The 15,549-nt window shown below is 39.1% G+C and carries 19 protein-coding genes; 8 read left to right on the top strand and 11 right to left on the bottom strand.

All coding sequences use genetic code 11. The features are described 5' to 3' along the window. Positions 1–235: 235 nt before the first annotated feature. Positions 236–556 carry a hypothetical protein gene (locus tag CWC30_RS08955; protein WP_138626919.1) on the top strand — a complete coding sequence of 107 codons (321 nt, stop codon included), beginning with the start codon at positions 236–238 and terminating at the stop codon, positions 554–556. A 41-nt stretch (positions 557–597) separates the two neighbouring features. Continuing rightward, entirely contained in the window at positions 598–771 is a 174-nt protein-coding gene (locus CWC30_RS18385) for a hypothetical protein (RefSeq protein WP_171034703.1), read from the top strand. 60 nt (positions 772–831) lie between these two features. Here CWC30_RS18385 and dapA read toward each other — a convergent pair whose 3' ends face one another. Beyond that, on the bottom strand, positions 832–1,749 hold the full coding sequence (dapA, locus tag CWC30_RS08950; RefSeq protein WP_138626918.1) for a 4-hydroxy-tetrahydrodipicolinate synthase: 918 nt from the start codon (positions 1,747–1,749) through the stop codon (positions 832–834). A 172-nt stretch (positions 1,750–1,921) separates the two neighbouring features. Here dapA and CWC30_RS08945 point away from each other — a divergent pair, with 172 nt between their 5' ends. After that, positions 1,922–2,575: a DUF6058 family natural product biosynthesis protein gene (locus CWC30_RS08945; RefSeq protein WP_138626917.1), complete on the top strand. Its 654-nt coding sequence runs from the start codon at positions 1,922–1,924 to the stop codon at positions 2,573–2,575. Positions 2,576–2,611: 36 nt separating this feature from the next. Here CWC30_RS08945 and CWC30_RS08940 read toward each other — a convergent pair whose 3' ends face one another. The 3 genes from CWC30_RS08940 to CWC30_RS08930 form a co-directional block, all read right to left on the bottom strand. Then, the gene (locus CWC30_RS08940; protein ID WP_036983942.1) at positions 2,612–2,899 is read right to left on the bottom strand and encodes a putative quinol monooxygenase; all 288 of its coding nucleotides are present in this window, start codon (positions 2,897–2,899) and stop codon (positions 2,612–2,614) included. A 66-nt stretch (positions 2,900–2,965) separates the two neighbouring features. Then, positions 2,966–3,781 (bottom strand): 2,5-didehydrogluconate reductase DkgB, encoded by an 816-nt coding sequence (gene dkgB / locus CWC30_RS08935; protein WP_013463211.1) that lies wholly within the window; start codon positions 3,779–3,781, stop codon positions 2,966–2,968. Between the two features lie 148 nt (positions 3,782–3,929). Continuing rightward, a complete protein-coding gene (locus CWC30_RS08930) occupies positions 3,930–5,102 on the bottom strand; it encodes an MFS transporter (RefSeq protein WP_010388973.1) in 1,173 nt (390 codons plus the stop codon). Positions 5,103–5,217: 115 nt separating this feature from the next. Between CWC30_RS08930 and CWC30_RS08925 the strand changes: the two genes are divergently transcribed. Continuing rightward, the gene (locus CWC30_RS08925) at positions 5,218–6,105 is read left to right on the top strand and encodes a LysR family transcriptional regulator (protein WP_171034704.1); all 888 of its coding nucleotides are present in this window, start codon (positions 5,218–5,220) and stop codon (positions 6,103–6,105) included. A gap of 113 nt (positions 6,106–6,218) precedes the next feature. Further along, positions 6,219–7,259, top strand: coding sequence for a metal-dependent hydrolase (locus tag CWC30_RS08920; protein ID WP_138626914.1), 1,041 nt, complete (start codon positions 6,219–6,221; stop codon positions 7,257–7,259). 68 nt (positions 7,260–7,327) lie between these two features. Here CWC30_RS08920 and CWC30_RS08915 read toward each other — a convergent pair whose 3' ends face one another. From CWC30_RS08915 to CWC30_RS08905, 3 genes are all read right to left on the bottom strand, one after another. After that, entirely contained in the window at positions 7,328–8,239 is a 912-nt protein-coding gene (locus CWC30_RS08915) for a sensor domain-containing diguanylate cyclase (RefSeq protein WP_138626913.1), read from the bottom strand. A 4-nt stretch (positions 8,240–8,243) separates the two neighbouring features. Next, positions 8,244–9,050, bottom strand: coding sequence for an alpha/beta fold hydrolase (locus CWC30_RS08910; RefSeq protein WP_138626912.1), 807 nt, complete (start codon positions 9,048–9,050; stop codon positions 8,244–8,246). Between the two features lie 276 nt (positions 9,051–9,326). Further along, a complete protein-coding gene (locus CWC30_RS08905; RefSeq protein WP_138626911.1) occupies positions 9,327–9,596 on the bottom strand; it encodes a hypothetical protein in 270 nt (89 codons plus the stop codon). 244 nt (positions 9,597–9,840) lie between these two features. Between CWC30_RS08905 and CWC30_RS08900 the strand changes: the two genes are divergently transcribed. Beyond that, the gene (locus CWC30_RS08900) at positions 9,841–10,107 is read left to right on the top strand and encodes a type B 50S ribosomal protein L31 (RefSeq protein WP_028834757.1); all 267 of its coding nucleotides are present in this window, start codon (positions 9,841–9,843) and stop codon (positions 10,105–10,107) included. After that, on the top strand, positions 10,104–10,238 hold the full coding sequence (gene ykgO / locus CWC30_RS08895; RefSeq protein ID WP_002958669.1) for a type B 50S ribosomal protein L36: 135 nt from the start codon (positions 10,104–10,106) through the stop codon (positions 10,236–10,238). Before CWC30_RS08900 ends, ykgO begins: the two co-directional genes overlap by 4 nt. A 52-nt stretch (positions 10,239–10,290) precedes the next feature. Here ykgO and CWC30_RS08890 read toward each other — a convergent pair whose 3' ends face one another. Then, on the bottom strand, positions 10,291–10,677 hold the full coding sequence (locus CWC30_RS08890; RefSeq protein ID WP_138626910.1) for an OsmC family protein: 387 nt from the start codon (positions 10,675–10,677) through the stop codon (positions 10,291–10,293). A 9-nt stretch (positions 10,678–10,686) separates the two neighbouring features. Next, entirely contained in the window at positions 10,687–11,076 is a 390-nt protein-coding gene (locus CWC30_RS08885) for a cytochrome b562 (protein ID WP_036983935.1), read from the bottom strand. Positions 11,077–11,212: 136 nt separating this feature from the next. Between CWC30_RS08885 and CWC30_RS08880 the strand changes: the two genes are divergently transcribed. After that, the gene (locus CWC30_RS08880; RefSeq protein ID WP_138626909.1) at positions 11,213–12,295 is read left to right on the top strand and encodes an ABC transporter substrate-binding protein; all 1,083 of its coding nucleotides are present in this window, start codon (positions 11,213–11,215) and stop codon (positions 12,293–12,295) included. A gap of 73 nt (positions 12,296–12,368) precedes the next feature. Here CWC30_RS08880 and CWC30_RS08875 read toward each other — a convergent pair whose 3' ends face one another. Together CWC30_RS08875 and CWC30_RS08870 are read right to left on the bottom strand one after the other, a co-directional pair. Further along, positions 12,369–14,147 carry an alpha-amylase family glycosyl hydrolase gene (locus CWC30_RS08875; RefSeq protein ID WP_138626908.1) on the bottom strand — a complete coding sequence of 593 codons (1,779 nt, stop codon included), beginning with the start codon at positions 14,145–14,147 and terminating at the stop codon, positions 12,369–12,371. Between the two features lie 25 nt (positions 14,148–14,172). Beyond that, entirely contained in the window at positions 14,173–15,393 is a 1,221-nt protein-coding gene (locus tag CWC30_RS08870) for a glycosyltransferase family protein (RefSeq protein WP_138626907.1), read from the bottom strand. Positions 15,394–15,549: the final 156 nt, after the last annotated feature.

The raw sequence follows: 15,549 nt of genomic DNA, 5'->3' as shown, positions 1-15,549 counted from the left end.
GGGTAGTTAGCTATTTCCTACAATGGCTATTCTAAATAAAGTTAATCAATAGAAGACTTTTGTACTTGATTAAGGATTAAAATTTTGATTTACAATTTGGATAGGTATGCCTATGTTAGTTTTTGACTAGAAATTTAAATAAATTGAGTTATATAGTGAAAAAATACTCGCTTGGGGTTTAATCCTTTGTTCAATCATTACGGTAAGTGGTTGTGCAAATAGCGGTAACCCGTCAATGGAAGATTTAACAGAAGTAGATGCCAGTGCAAAAATAATAAAAGGTAAAACAACTCAGCAAGAAATACGTATAGAATTTGGAAGCCCGTATAAGACGAGCTATACAGATGGTGGACTATCAATATGGAAGTATCGTTATGATAATACTTCAGCATTTACGGTTGAAACAGTTGGCTCTATCTTACTTGCCTATGGTTTAGCTAGTACAAAATCAGAAGGCACACGTAGTGAGCTAGTAATGTTATTTGATGAAAATAATGTTGTTAAGCAGTTCAATATGTCAAATATTCCTATTGAATCTGGAACTGGCCTTTTTTAGTGTGCTAAGTATTTTAGTAAAAAATAGCCAAAGTGAGATAGGTGGGATATAAGCTCAGAGCATCCTATGAAAAGTCATTCTTAAATGCTAAAAACCCAGCGCAAACCAAACTAGAACTGGCAGTGCCTATTAGCCAAGATATTGATATTCGATTAGCGGTCACTCATGCTAATTCAGCTATGTGGCAGCTTAAACTCAACTACTATTGGCAGTGATATAAAAAGCAGCCTCTGAGTTTACAGTAGGCTGCTTTAAAAACGTGTCTAATAAAGAATTTAAGATAAAATCAAAACTTTACTAATATCAACACACTGCGCTCGGCTACCGACAAAATCTTGCTCATTAAGCTGATTAATTAGCGTTTCACCTTGTTGCTGTTGCTCATCGCTAAGCGGCACGTAAGGCATTCTAAACACTGGGTTAACCGCGCCGGTCATGATCATCGCGGTGTTAATGGCAATTGGGTTTGGCTCGCAAAACAGCCAGTTCATTAATGGTTGTAATGAATTATTAAGCGCATCATTTTTGCTATCCATTAATTGACGAAACAACCCTGGGATCAGGTTAGAGGTAACTGAAATAACACCATGTGCTTTATGGGTGTGGCGTGCATCGTGTGCTTCGTCATCATTCCCAGACCAACACGCAATGCCTTGTTGTTCATAGTGTGCTATACGCTCATTGCCACCACATTCTTTAACACCAATGAAGTGCTCATGCTGTGCCAGTGGTTTAATAATATCAGGGGTGAGGTCTTGGCCTGTGCGCCCTGCTACGTTGTAAATAAACGCCGGACCAATATCAAGCACACGTTTAAAGTGCTCTTTAACACCCGCAATAGATGTGCGCCCGTAGTAAGGATTAATTTGCAATGAGGCATGCATGCCGCTGGCAAAACCATATTTAGTTGCTTTAATTGCTTCGCGCGTATTATTACTGCCGGTGTTACCTACAATCAGTAATTTATCACCAAATTTATTGGCACTGTGCGCAATTAGCATTAAGTGCTCTTCCCAGTTCATTAACTGGCCTTCACCGGTGGTGCCACCAACAACTATGCCGTCAACACCCGCTGCAATTTGTATTTCAACGAGTTCATCATACTTTGCAAGATCGATCTCACCATTGGCTAAGTAAGGTGTTTTAATTGCAGTAATAAGGCTTGCTTGTTTAATTTGTTCTAGGGTGCGCATAAAAAAATCATTGTTATTAATACTTGGCCTATTTGTACCATATTTACCGCGCTATTTGCAGTGATAGCCAGTATTTAATTATAAAATGGCTTGTGTTATTGAGTTTGATGATACAAAATAAACAACTGTATAAATAAACAGTATTTTGTTTTTTACTATTAAGCGAGCCACTATGCGTTTATCTGACTATTTAAGCACTCACTTTTATCACACTGATGAGTTATGCCAAGCACTCAACATAGACACTGAAACTCTTGAAGATTGGCAAGCGCAAAGCATTTTCCCTAAACCCAGTTATTGCATTAAAAACCAGATGAGTTGCAGCTCTTATTCAGGCTTGTATGAATGTGAAGAATACGACGATTACTATCCCCGTGGCTGCGTAAACTGGGGTCAAGGAGTTATAAAGCAAAAAATTGAGTCATCTAATCAGGCGTTTAATTTGTTTGCTCAGTACTATACCCAATGCTTAGCTAAGCTTGCACAGCAAGGCTTTATATTTAACGAAGAATTGTTTGGCTGTGAAATAGAAGAACATTTACAGCAAGTGTGGCAACAGTTTTTATGCAGCAAATATGGGGTGCTCACCCAAAATGGCTTAATTGATGAAATTGTGGCTGTGGATATTGGCAGATTATTAGTGGACGATATAACCGAACTGCGCAGTAAAGCTAGTTTAGATAAGGACGAGCGCACCCGCATTCACCCCGCCATGAAGCTTTTAAATAAAGCCCTCAGCCATGGCGCCGATCACGAAAAGCAACTCACATTACGTAGCCGCTATATTGATGCCCTTATTTTAAAATACGACTTATCGATTAAATAAAGTTACAGCTCCTGCTTTGCTATTAGCTTTGTGCTGTTAACCAATGGTTTTATACACATCAATATTGGTAGAGGTAATAAATGTACCTACTGCATCACCAAAGGCTTTAAAGTGTGGTGCGTTTTTATGGGCTTCAAAATGCTCAGTAGACGCCCATTGCTCACTCACTAAATAGATGGTTTGCTCAGCATCGTTTTTAACTGATAGCTCGTAACGCAAGCAGCCTACTTCTTGGCGCGAGGTCTGTTGTAAGTTTTCGAGCTCGGTTAAAAGGCGATCTGCATCGCTATTTTCACTCGATAGTGTGGCAATTACCGTTAACATGGGTGTTCCTTGTTTAAAAAATAAAGGTGCAGCTTTACTGCACCTGTTTTAGCTTTAGCTCTTTGGTTATTGATCCCACTGCGGTGCAAAGTCGGGCGTTGCTTGGCGGTCGTTGCAATCAAGGCCATCTATACGCGCTATGTCTTCATCATCAAGTTTAACTTTGTCGTTAAAGTTATCTTCTAAGTTTTTACGCTTGGTCGATGATGGAATGGTGGTCATGCCGTTCGCATTTTCCCATGCAATAACCACTTGCGCTGGCGTTGCATCGTGTTTATTGGCAATATCTATAATGGTTTGATCGTTCAACACTTTACCAACCACAAACGGCATATAGGCTGTTACATGTATGTCATGCTGAGCACAAAAGGCGCGCAGTTTGGTGTTGGTTAAATAAGGATGCACTTCTACTTGGTTAGTAAATATTTCACGCGAGTCTAACGTTTGCATCGCTTCTTTTAAGTTCGCAATAGTGAAGTTTGATACGCCAATATGTTTAGTTAACCCTAACTTTTTAGCTTTTAGTAGCTCAGTCAGGTATTCGCTCATAGGCTCATTGTTTGATGGTGCAGGCCAGTGAACTAGCAATAAATCAACCGAGTCAACTTGCAGCTTTTCTAATGACTTTTCTACACTTGCGATAAAGTCGTTTTTATTGAGTTTATTGTTCCATACTTTGGTGGTAATAAATAATTCATCTCTGGGGATATTACTGTCTTTAATAGCTTGGCCAACTTGCTCTTCGTTACCATAAATTTGCGCGGTATCAATATGACGAAATCCTACTTCTAACGCCATTTTTACAGATTCATAAGCAGTTTTACCTTCTAAACGAAAAGTACCCATACCTAAGTCTGGCATTTCAATTACACGTTGTGTCATAGCTTTATCCTTGTTAAATAATTGGTTTAAAATTCAAACGTCGCGTTTACTAAATACACCGATTACTTTTTTGATTTAAAATTTTGACCTCATGCGAATACTGAGGCCATTCATTTTTATTTCAAGACTAACCTATATGAGTTCGGCTTTATTTAGCCTGAACATTATGTTTATCTAGCCTGCCACTGTATCGAGTGACTATTAAAGCCAGTAATGAAACAACGGCCCCAATCCATGCGGTATCTTTTAGTTCCATATGCTCGACTACAAGCCCCCCTGTAACAGAGCCTAAGGCTATTCCAATATTAAACGCCGCGATGTTTAAGCCCGATGCGACATCTACCGCATTAGGAGTGTGCTTTTTTGCCTGTTTTACTACATAAAGCTGCAAACCTGGTACATTACCAAATGCAAATGCCCCCCATATTAAAATAGTCAGCACCGCGGCTACTTTTGATTCCATAGTAAAGGTGAAAGCCAATAAAATAATTGTTAACGCGCTAAATATAATACTCAGTGCGCTAATTGGGCCTCGCTTGTCGGCTAATTTTCCGCCCCATATATTACCAACAGCCACCGACACACCATAAACCAGCATTATTAAACCAATAGCGGATGGTGCAAAGCCAGTTTGCTGCTCTAATATAGGCGCTAAGTAAGTAAACGCGGTGAACGTACCGCCGTAGCCTAATATAGTCATTAAATAAACGAGCAATAAGCGCGGCTTAACAATAACCTGTAGCTGCTCTTTAAACGTCGCCGGAATAGACTGCTTTAAGTTTTTTGGTACTAAAATAGCGCTGCCAATTAGCGCAATTAAACCTAATGCCGAAACCACTAAAAAAGTTGCACGCCAGCCAAAGTGCTGGCCAATCCATGTTCCTAATGGCACACCCGTTACAAGCGCTACCGTAAGGCCGGTAAACATAATTGCGATAGCGCTCGCCTCTTTGTCTTTACTTACCAAGCTTGTTGCTATCATTGAGCCAATAGAGAAAAATACACCGTGAGCTAAGCCAGTTAGTATGCGCGCCAGTATTAGTGTTTCGTAACTCGGCGCTTGCCAAGCTAATAAATTACCCATAACAAATAAGCCCATAAGGCTTATAAGTACCACTTTTCGGTTCCAGCGCCCCGTTAATGCAGTGAGTACCGGTGCGCCAATAGCTACACCAACTGCATATAAGCTCACTAGTAAGCCTGCTGATGGTAAGCTCACGCCTAAATCGTTTGCAATAGTTGGCACTAAACCCACTATAACAAACTCGGTTGTTCCAATTGCAAATGCGCTTAAGGTAAGCGCCCATAAAGCCAATGGCATAAATACATCCTCATTTTTTAAATAGATGCATAGTGTGTGTAAAAACCCCTTTGCAATAAATAGCATAAATGGCAAAATACTTTTGTTTATTTTGCAAATATAAATGAGTGAATTTATGCCTGTTCAAGCTAAAACTGAAGATCTAGAAATGTTTATTACCATTGTGGATTGTGGCAGTTTTTCCGGTGCGGCTAGTTTACTTGATTTAAATGTAGCTAAGGTTTCAAGAGCGCTATCTCGCCTTGAAAACAGGCTAAACTGCACATTATTAAACAGAACAACTCGGCGTTTAGAACTGACCGAGGAAGGACATATATACATAGAATATGCGCGAAAGGCTTTAAACACGCTGCTCTTAGGGGAAGAAACAATAAAGCTACTAAAGCAAGCACCTAGCGGGCACTTACGTATAGATGCAGCAAGCCCTTTTGTTTTGCATCAACTAGCGCCACTAGTTAATGAGTTTAAAGAGCAATACCCGCAAATCACGCTCGATATTACCTCCCACGACAATATTATTGATTTACTTGAGCGCAAAACAGATTTAGCTATTCGCATTGGAGACTTAAAAGATTCAAACCTACACGCGCGTAAATTAGGCCAAAGTAAATTAAAATTGGTCGCAAGCGCTGATTATTTAAAAAATGCGCCACCGTTACAGCAAGTTTCAGATCTTAAAAACCATAACCTAATTGGTTTCAGTGAGCCCAATACTCTTAATCAATGGCCCTTGAAGCATGAGCAATCGCTGCACTTTGATTTAAGGGCTAGCAGCGGCGAAACCATTAGGCATTTATGTATTGCTGATCAAGGCATAGCACTTCTCTCACAATTTATGATTGCAGAAGATTTAGCCAAAAAACGATTAATAGAAGTTTTACCCCACAGCGTGAGTAGCCCAAATAGCCGAGAGTCTATTTATGGCGTTTATTACAAAAATGAGGCGGTTTCTTCCCGTATCGTTGCATTTTTAGATTTTATACAACCGCGACTAAGTTTATAAATCGCTTTTAAACTGGGTTTAAAGAGCAACTTAATGAAATAATTTACATTATTGACGGTTTTAAGATTAAGCTGAGTATAAACACTGCAGTTGCATTATTTAGATGAGGTAGTATGGATTCTTTAACACAAGTCGCACTAGGTAGCGCCGTAGGCTACACGGTACTGGGTAATAAAGTAGGTAGAAAAGCCGTAGCGTGGGGCGCTATTTTAGGCACTTTACCCGATCTAGATGTATTTTTACCCTATGGCGGCAGCGTAGAGGCATTTACCTATCATCGCGGTTTTAGCCATTCTTTATTTGTGCACTTGTTAATTAGCCCCTTAATTGTTTGGCTAATTTTAAAAATACACACTGGCATGCAAGCGTATAAAACGCGTTGGTTTTGGTTAGTGTTTTTATGTTTATCAACCCATGCACTATTGGATGCACTCACTGTGTACGGTACGCAATTAATGTGGCCACTTGCAGAGCATCCGTTTGCGGTTTCAAATATGTTTATTATTGATCCCCTCTACACGTTACCACTTTTAGTAGGGGTTATAAGCACTTTAATACCAAAAATAACCGCCCCGACCGCCTACAAAATTAACGCAATTACGCTCACGGTAAGTACTCTCTATTTATGCTGTTCGCTTATTCTTAAAGTTGTTATTGACGATAAAGTCAACACTGCGCTGCAAAACAGAGGCATCACAATCAATGAATACATTAGCACACCAGCACCATTTACTACTTTGCTTTGGCGGGTGGTTGTTATGTCGGATGGGAAATATTATGAAGGCTATGCATCGGTGTTTGATACAGCCAACGAGGTTACCTTAAATGCATATCAAACAACCCCTTCTTTACTAAACGAGATTAAAAATGAATGGGGTGTTAAACGCTTGCAGTGGTTTACAAAAGGGTTTTATTCCGTTCGCGAGCAGCAAGACAAAGTTATTCTCTCTGATTTACGCATGGGCATGGAGTGTGCCTATGTGTTTAATTTTGTTGTCGGTCAGAAAGATGGCTCAGCAATCAGTGTCGGTAATTTTGAAAAAATAAGCCAAAGACCCAACTTAAACAACTTACCTAAAATATGGGATAGAATTTGGCACTCCGATACCGTATTAGCATCACCATTAGCAAAAAACAACTGTGTAGAGCAATAATATCAACTATAACTGCCGTCTTTTGGGTAAGCTCAACTCAATACCTTGTTGAGTTTACCTCTATTTAGTTAGGGGTTATCGTATAATTGAGTTCTGTTTTTTCCGCGCTCTTTGGCTTCATATACCGCATTATCGGCTTGGGCAAATAAATCAGTAAACGTCGTTTTCGCAGTACTCAAACTTGCCCCAATACTGGCGGTTACTGGGCGATTACCTACTTTAATTTCAGCAATTAATAAATGCAGCCTTTGGCAAAATGACAAAGTATCTGCTTTATTTGTATCTGGCAGCATAATTAAAAACTCTTCACCGCCGTAACGAGAAATAAGGTCGGTTTGTCGACCAAAATGTTTAAGACGTTGCCCCAACTCTTTTAAAACTCGATCCCCTTCTAAATGCCCAAAGGTATCATTAACGACTTTAAAATTATCAATATCGATAATTAATAATGCAACCGACTGCTTTAATCGCATAGCCTGTTCGAGTAACAGCACGCTGCGGCAATTCATCTCTCTTCTATTTAATAAGTTGGTTAACTCATCGGTAGACGCTAAAGATTGTAAGCGTTCAGTTTGCGCTTCTAACTTTTCCCGTGTTTTAATCAGCTCGTCGTAAAGCTTATCTCGCTGAGTCGCGTTAAAAAAGCTCCAGTATATATAGCTCTTTTCATCAAGCTGAGCATTAACGGTAACCGCCATACGCTCCCCTTGAGCACTGAGCATAATTAACTGCATTTCTTGGCATTGCTTTTCGTGCAGTAAGGTAGGAAACACATAACTTTGTAAAAATATTTTTGATGATTTAGTTATAATTTTATCAACCGACTTGCCAATAAGCTCATTAGTATTCCACTGTAATTCCTTTTGAAAATAAGTATTTGCATAAACAATAATGTTATCTGCATTTGTCACTAATGCACCATTTAAAAAGTGATCTGCGGAATAATCAGCAAGTTTTTCATCTACTTTATTAAGTGACATGTGGCTAACTCACAAAATCAAAAATTAAACGGCTGACTGTTTCTGGGTGCGTCATATGTATACAGTGGCCATGCGCACTAATAACCTTAAGTGTTGCATTTGAAATTTCATTCGCTACAAACTCCCCAACAGAAGGTGCGGCTAAAGCATCATTTTCACTTTGTAAAATTAAAGTAGGCTGTTTTATATGTTCAAGTATAAAACGGTAGTCGGATAAAAACGTGGCTTCTGCAAAGGTTTTTGCAATAAGGGGATCGGTTGAGCAAAAACTTCCCGATAGTTCCGCTATAAATTCATCAGGATGAGAACTCCCCATAACCAAAGGCGCTAAGTAATTGGCCCAGCCAATGTAATTTTTATCCATTAGGTTAAGTAATTCGTGAAGTTCTTGTTTTTCAAATCCGCCAAAATAATCAGGGGGTAAATTTAAAAAACACGGTGAGGGGCAAACCATAACAAGCTGAGCAAATAACTCTGGTTGCTCAATGGCAGCAAGTGCACCAATTGTTGCGCTAACAGAGTGGCCTATAAATGTAATATCGGTAAGTTCAAGTGCGGCACATATTTCTAGTACGTCTTTGGCATACCCATCAAGGGTTGAGTAGCGCTGTTTATTATATTTAGCCACATCAGAGTTACCTGAGCCTACATAATCAAACAGCACTAAAGTAAAATGTTGTTCAAGGGCAGGAATAATAAATCGCCACATATTTTGGTCACAGCCAAAGCCGTGAGCCAACACTAAGGTTTTATCACCCTTGCCAATTATTTTGACGTTGTTTCTTTTGCGTATTTCATTTAAGTGCGGCATTAGAATGATCCTTTTCTTTGTTCACCTAATAAAAGGAGTGCATTTATTAAACATAGTGAGGCTACTGTTTATACAAATAAGTGTAACTCATTACAAAGCTTTATACATCAATTAGTTATATGAAAGATAATCAAGAGAAAAACTACATACTATTGTCTTAAAAAAGTGTGATTTTATATTTTACTTAGGTATAAAAACACACACCTTTGTTAACATTAAATTACATACTTGGCAGCCAGCATCATCTTAATAAAATGGCTATTACAACCAAACGGATTAGTTTTGGTGCTCATACTGCCCGCGATAAACTTCAAATACTTTTAATACGGTGTGTTGCTCTTTTGAAAGCGAGTCAAACCAATCGTCAAATAACTCATCATCGTCTTGTTCGCTTAATGCTAAATAATGAGCAAGTAATTCAATGATATCGTTATGAGTACATGCGAGTGAGTCAACTTGTTTTGCCAATACACTATGATCGCGCTCCCTAAGAGTATCCATGACTCCTTGGTCGATTTGGTCTTGTTGTGCCTGAGCGTCACTCATAAAACTACCTCTATTAACGTTATTAAATTTTTATTATTTTTTTTTGCTGAGACTAGTTATAGCAGCCTAAATACTAATAGCTAGTACTTTTGATCTAAGTGCTTATTTTTTGACTGCTTTGTGCAAATACGCAGCAATTACGTAGCAATTACGCTGCGTTTAAGGCTATTTAAAATGATTTGCAAAGGGAAAATAAATACGTTAAATTAAATGATATACTATCACATAACATTAAAGGCGTTTAATGAAGCCCAATATTCACCCTGATTACCATGTGGTTGCTTTTCATGATACTGCAGCTGATTCTTACTTTATTATTGGTTCAACCATTAAAACCAATCGCACTATCGAAATAGACGGTAATACATATCCCTATGTGCCTATTGATGTTTCATCTGACTCACACCCATTTTATACCGGAAAACAAAAAACACTTGCTACTGATGGCCGCGTTGCGCAATTTAATCGTCGCTTTAAAAACCTCTCTACAGCTAAAAAGGAAAGCAAATGAAAGTATTAAGTTCATTAAAAAGTGCAAAACAACGACCAGGTTGTCAAATTGTAAAGCGCAAAGGGCGAGTATTCGTGATATGTAAAAACAACCCTAGATTTAAAGCCGTGCAGGGTATGAAGAAAAAATAGTGGGATAAATAATAATGCCGAGTTTATACTCGGCATTATTGTTAAAGGGTATTTACTTTACTTCAACAGAAAACTCAGGCACTGCCTGAATAACCTTTTTCACGGTACATGTATTTACAGCAGCAATAAGTGCTTTTTTATATTTTTCGGGGAAACCTTCTGGCAAGCCAATTTCGATTGAAAAAAGCTTCTTACCGTTTTCATCTACATTTTCGTTATTTTGTGTCAGCGTCATGCCGTCGGTTGAGATCTCTCTTTGCTGACAAAATTTACGCGCATAAAAACCAGCGCACAAAACCATGCTAACCAAAAAGTAGTCAAACGGCTCTGGGTGCTCTGCCCCACCACCAGCGTTTATGCTTTGATCGCTTATCACCTCATGCTCACCAAACTTAGCACTCAACTTTTGACCGTCTAACATTGAAACTGAAATTTCCATTGCTAATCCTTATTTTCCAAACAGTAATTCAAAAAAGCCTGGAGGCTCATGTAATTTATGATATTTTTTGCGTAAATTATCGATAGCTTTAAGTGGTTTTTTTGCAGCTTCGAGTCCCTGCTCATTCGCTACTTTTTTGGCTAACTGGGCTTGAACAAGTACTTTATCGAGCCCTTGCACCGACTTCTCAGCTTCTTTATAAAATTTGGCTTTCTTACCTTGCTCTATCAATCCAATAAATTCATCGATAGCACCATTAAATTCTTTAAGTTGGGTTGCTTCAACACTTTGTTTATAAGCCAGCCCTATATTTTTCATGGTCTTTTCTAAATCACTTACGTCATTAGCGGCAACTGTTTGACTAAAGAGTAATACTATTAACAATAAAACTGCTTTCATTCATAAATCCTAAAAAAATTAATTGCTGCATACATGGTAAACTTACTAGGGTATTATATAGCATAACGCTTAGATGTCACCACGGAGCTAGTTAGCAAGATAAAAATCGAGCTTTATAAAATATATAGAGAAACATATGCCTTTGTTTAAATTACACCGCCTGATAACTTTTTCCTGCCTGCTATTCAGTAGTTACAGTATTAATGCCTTAGAGATCATATTCATCAATCCTGGCTTTTCAAATTCAACTGAAGCTAATAGCAATAAAACCGGTGATTTTTGGTTTCATGTTTCTAAAATCATGCAAAATGCAGCCACTGATTTAGATGTTACATTAACGATAAAATACGCCAACCGAAATCATATTTTAATGAAAGAGCTTATTCAGCAGGCTATAAATGATAAGCCCGATTATCTGATTCTCGTAAACGAAAAAAATGTTACCAGTAAGTACCTCTCTAAAATAGACAGTAAACATGTCCCTATTTACTTTTTATTAAATCGCCCTTCGCCTGCGTCACTTGATATGTTACGTAAAAATGGCACTAACATAGTCGGTAGTATTACCCCAAATAATCGCGTTGCAGGTATATCATTGATGCAGCAGCTTTATAAAAAGTTTACCAATAAAACAACAACTAGCGCACATATATTGGCGTTATTAGGCGACTATGCAACGCCTGCTTCTATTATGCGCACTCAAGGGTTAATGGATTTTTTAGCGCAAACGCCGCAAGTTACTTTAATCGCTAAAGAGGTTGCCAATTGGTCTGAACAAGAAGGGTTTACAAAAACTTTGGCGTATATGCATCAAACTCCTGAAATTAACATTATTTGGTGTGCGAATGATGCAATTGCTTTTGGCGCAAAAAGGGCATTAAAACAGCTAAACATGCAATCTCAGGTTATTGTGGGCGGTATTAACTGGGAGGTTCCACCTAATAATGGTTCAGAGCTTGATGTATCTATAGGAGGTCATGTTTTGTTAGGTGCTTATGCTCTGGTTAATCTGTTCGACAACCATACGCAACCAAAACTTAGTCCTTTGCTTCATCGTTCAGTTGATATTTTTGACCCACTTACTGATGAAAACACTCCCTTATATAAGGCGATAAATACAACAGGTCTAGCAGAAATAAACTTTATACAGTTTAGTAAAACACGCGCTGATTGGCATAAATTCACAATAGAAAATCTACTTTTAGCGCTTGAGCAATAGCACTGTAAAGCCCCTTTACAGTGCGGTTACTTTATTTAAAACTCTGAATGTATATTGTCGAGATAAACGCTATTTATGCCTTGTTAGATAGCCAAAGCGTTTGATAGGGTGCTAACTGCATGGTTTGTAGCGCGTCATCGAGTGTTGTTTTAGAAATTAGCTCAACCCATTGCTGAGTATTTATTAAGTTTAAATCGGCTAAGGTTAAGCTTTGTGGCTGACTGCTAATATTATAAACACAAAAAATACTTTGTTGGCGATCTATACTTTGTCGCCAAAATCCAAATAACCCCTCTCCTAAGTGCAAAGTAAATTGTGTGGCATTAGGATGGAATGCAGCTTGCCTTTTACGCACTGCTAATAATTGTTTTATTCCCTTGAACACCTGGTGATGGTGGCTGTATTTTTCTTCAATAGCCGCTAATAATCTCGATTCTTGCCAGCGATGACGATTAATTGCGCGATTGTGCTGCGAATTTTCAAAACGCTCATAGTCATTAGTTGTACCAAGTAAACTATGTATATATAGCCCTGGTATTCCTTCCATTGCAAACATAATGGCATGGGCACACAAAAAACGCTCAAGGCCATATTTATCTGCGCCATCATGCGTCCCTTGTAAGGCATCAAATAAGGCAATATTTAGCTCATAAGGGGTATGTGTACCATCGTGACTGGTGCGCATTGAAACACGTCCCCCAAATTGCATGGTCGTGCTTACTAACGAAGCAACTTCACTCGGTTGTAATAAGCCTTCAATTGGCCTCAAACCAATGCCATCATGTGATGCAATAAAATTAAAATATGCGGTACCGTTTTGCGCTGGCGGCATGCTCATCATCCAGTGCTTAAGCGCGCTACTATCGCCGCTAAGTAAGGTATGCAATAACAGCGGCGGCAAGGCAAAGTTGTAAATCGCATGGGCTTCGTTGGCATTACCAAAGTAAGATAGATTTTCTTGATTAGGAATATTGGTTTCGGTAATAATCACCACACTGGGCTCAGCATGCTCAATCAGCGTTCGCAATAAACGCACCACTTCATGCGTTTGTGGCAAGTTTATACAACTGGTATTTAGTTGTTTCCATAAAAAGGCCACAGCATCAAGGCGAAATAGGCGAATACCGTTATCTAAATAGTGGCGAATAATGCCAACAAACTCTTTTAAAACCTCAGGGTTTTCAAAATTAAAATCCACCTGATCATGACTAAATGTACACCATACATGCTTATCACCGCTTGCTGTGGCTACCGTATGTAATAATGGCGAGGTTCGTGGGCGCACGACTTGGCTTAAATCGTCAGATAAACTGGCTGTTTTAAAGTAGTCTTTCCCTGGGTGAGTATCGGCTAAAAAGTTTTCAAACCAAAGACTTCGGCTAGAACAATGATTAATCACTAAATCCGCCATCAGTTTTACATCTTTTGCAATCGCGTTAATATCTTGCCAGTCGCCCAGCGCTTCATTAACTTGCGCATAGTTCATTACCGCAAACCCTTCATCTGAGCTATACGGATAAAAGGGTAAAATGTGCAGCGCATTAAGCTGGTGATCGCACTGCTCTTTTATAAAGCGATGCAAGGTTTTTAACGGCGCCTCTAGGGGAGTTCCAACTGCTAACTCACTGTCTTCATGATTTATAATAGAATCGCCATAGGCAATTAAAACAATATCTTGTTCATCCCAGCGATTAGTGTGCGGCGTGGGATCTCGAAGTTGGTTATTACCTAGTATCAAGGTGATTAATTCTTCAGCCAACTCAGCTACCGACATAGGTAACTCAACCCCTTGATAAATGGTATGTAAATGTTGTTCGACTCGTTGAAAAAACTGTTCCCTAACTATGTTCACAGGCGCCTCGTTTAAGTATACCAATTTAACTGTATTGTTCGTTATCAAGCTCAACGGCTTCTTTTAATCGATCTAGTACATCGGGCATCGCCGAAGCTACACGGTTCCAACTCGGCACAAATGGCGCTTCCATTGGGTTTTCTAAAAAGTGTTGGCCAGCATTCATAATATTTTGCGCAAACATTTCTACCGCTTTTTCTTCTTGGTGAATATCAAGTGTTAAACCGTTCATTAACGCATCATTATGATAGGTTTCAATAAAGTCTAAACCAATGCGGTAATATGTCGCTTTTAATGAGCGAATGGTTTCGCTGGTAAAGGTAACCCCCTGAGTCGCTAGCTTTCTAAATAACGCTTTGGTTATATCAATCGACATTTTAGAAAGGCCAGCAGTTTGGTCATCCAGCGATAATTCTTGGTGTTTATGATCGTAGTTATCGGCAATATCAACTTGGCATAAGCGGTTATGGGAGTAATTACGGTACATCTCGCTTAATACGCCAATTTCTAATCCCCAATCACTAGGAATACGAATATCGTTTAATACATCGCGTCTAAACGAAAATTCACCGGCTAATGGGTAACGAAACGAGTCCATATACTCAAGGTAGTCTCTGCTGCCTAATATGGTTTTAAACGAGCGTAATAACGGAGTAACCAGTAAACGTGATACTCGACCATTTATTTTTCCATTGGCAGTACGCGGGTAAAAGCCTTTACAAAATTCATAGTTAAATCGAGGATGTGCAACGGGATAAATTAATCGCGCTAATAAGCCTCGGTCATAAGTTAAAATATCGCAATCATGTAGTGCTATTGACTCAACCTTAGCGGTAGCGAGTTTATAGCCCATGCAATACCACACATTACGGCCTTTACCGAGCTCGCGTGGCGCCACACCTAAAGCTTGAAGCTCTTTATCGAGCGCCTGCAAACGTGGGCCATCGTTCCACAACACTTTATGGTTTTGATCAAGCGATTTAAAAAAGTTCAATGCATAGCGATACTGGCTTTCGTCGGCTCTGTCTAAGCCTATAGTTATTTGCGATAAATACGGTACTTGTTGCAGCTCTTTAACAATATTTTGTAAAGCAGGGCCTTCTAACTCACTAAATAATGAAGGCAATATAAGCCCCATTGGTCGCTGTTTACTAAAGCCAAGTAACTCTTTTTCTAAATCGTCTACGGGTCTATTGGCAATGTTATGTAGTGTTGTAATAATGCCATTTTGATAAAAATCAGCCATGTAAACTATGCTCCTCAGAACTAGGGTCTGTTGACCTTTGCGGATTAAAATTTGTTCAAACTAGGGGCGGTTTAATCGCGGCGCGAGGTTTGTAACCTAGTGGGCTAAGTAAAAACCGAGCAAAGCTTCCGCGTCCTGCTCACGCCCCTTACCTAC

Source organism: Pseudoalteromonas sp. S4741, assembly GCF_005886135.1.
In the GTDB taxonomy this organism is placed as follows: domain Bacteria; phylum Pseudomonadota; class Gammaproteobacteria; order Enterobacterales; family Alteromonadaceae; genus Pseudoalteromonas; species Pseudoalteromonas tetraodonis.
This window is presented reverse-complemented; position numbering and strand designations above follow the sequence as displayed.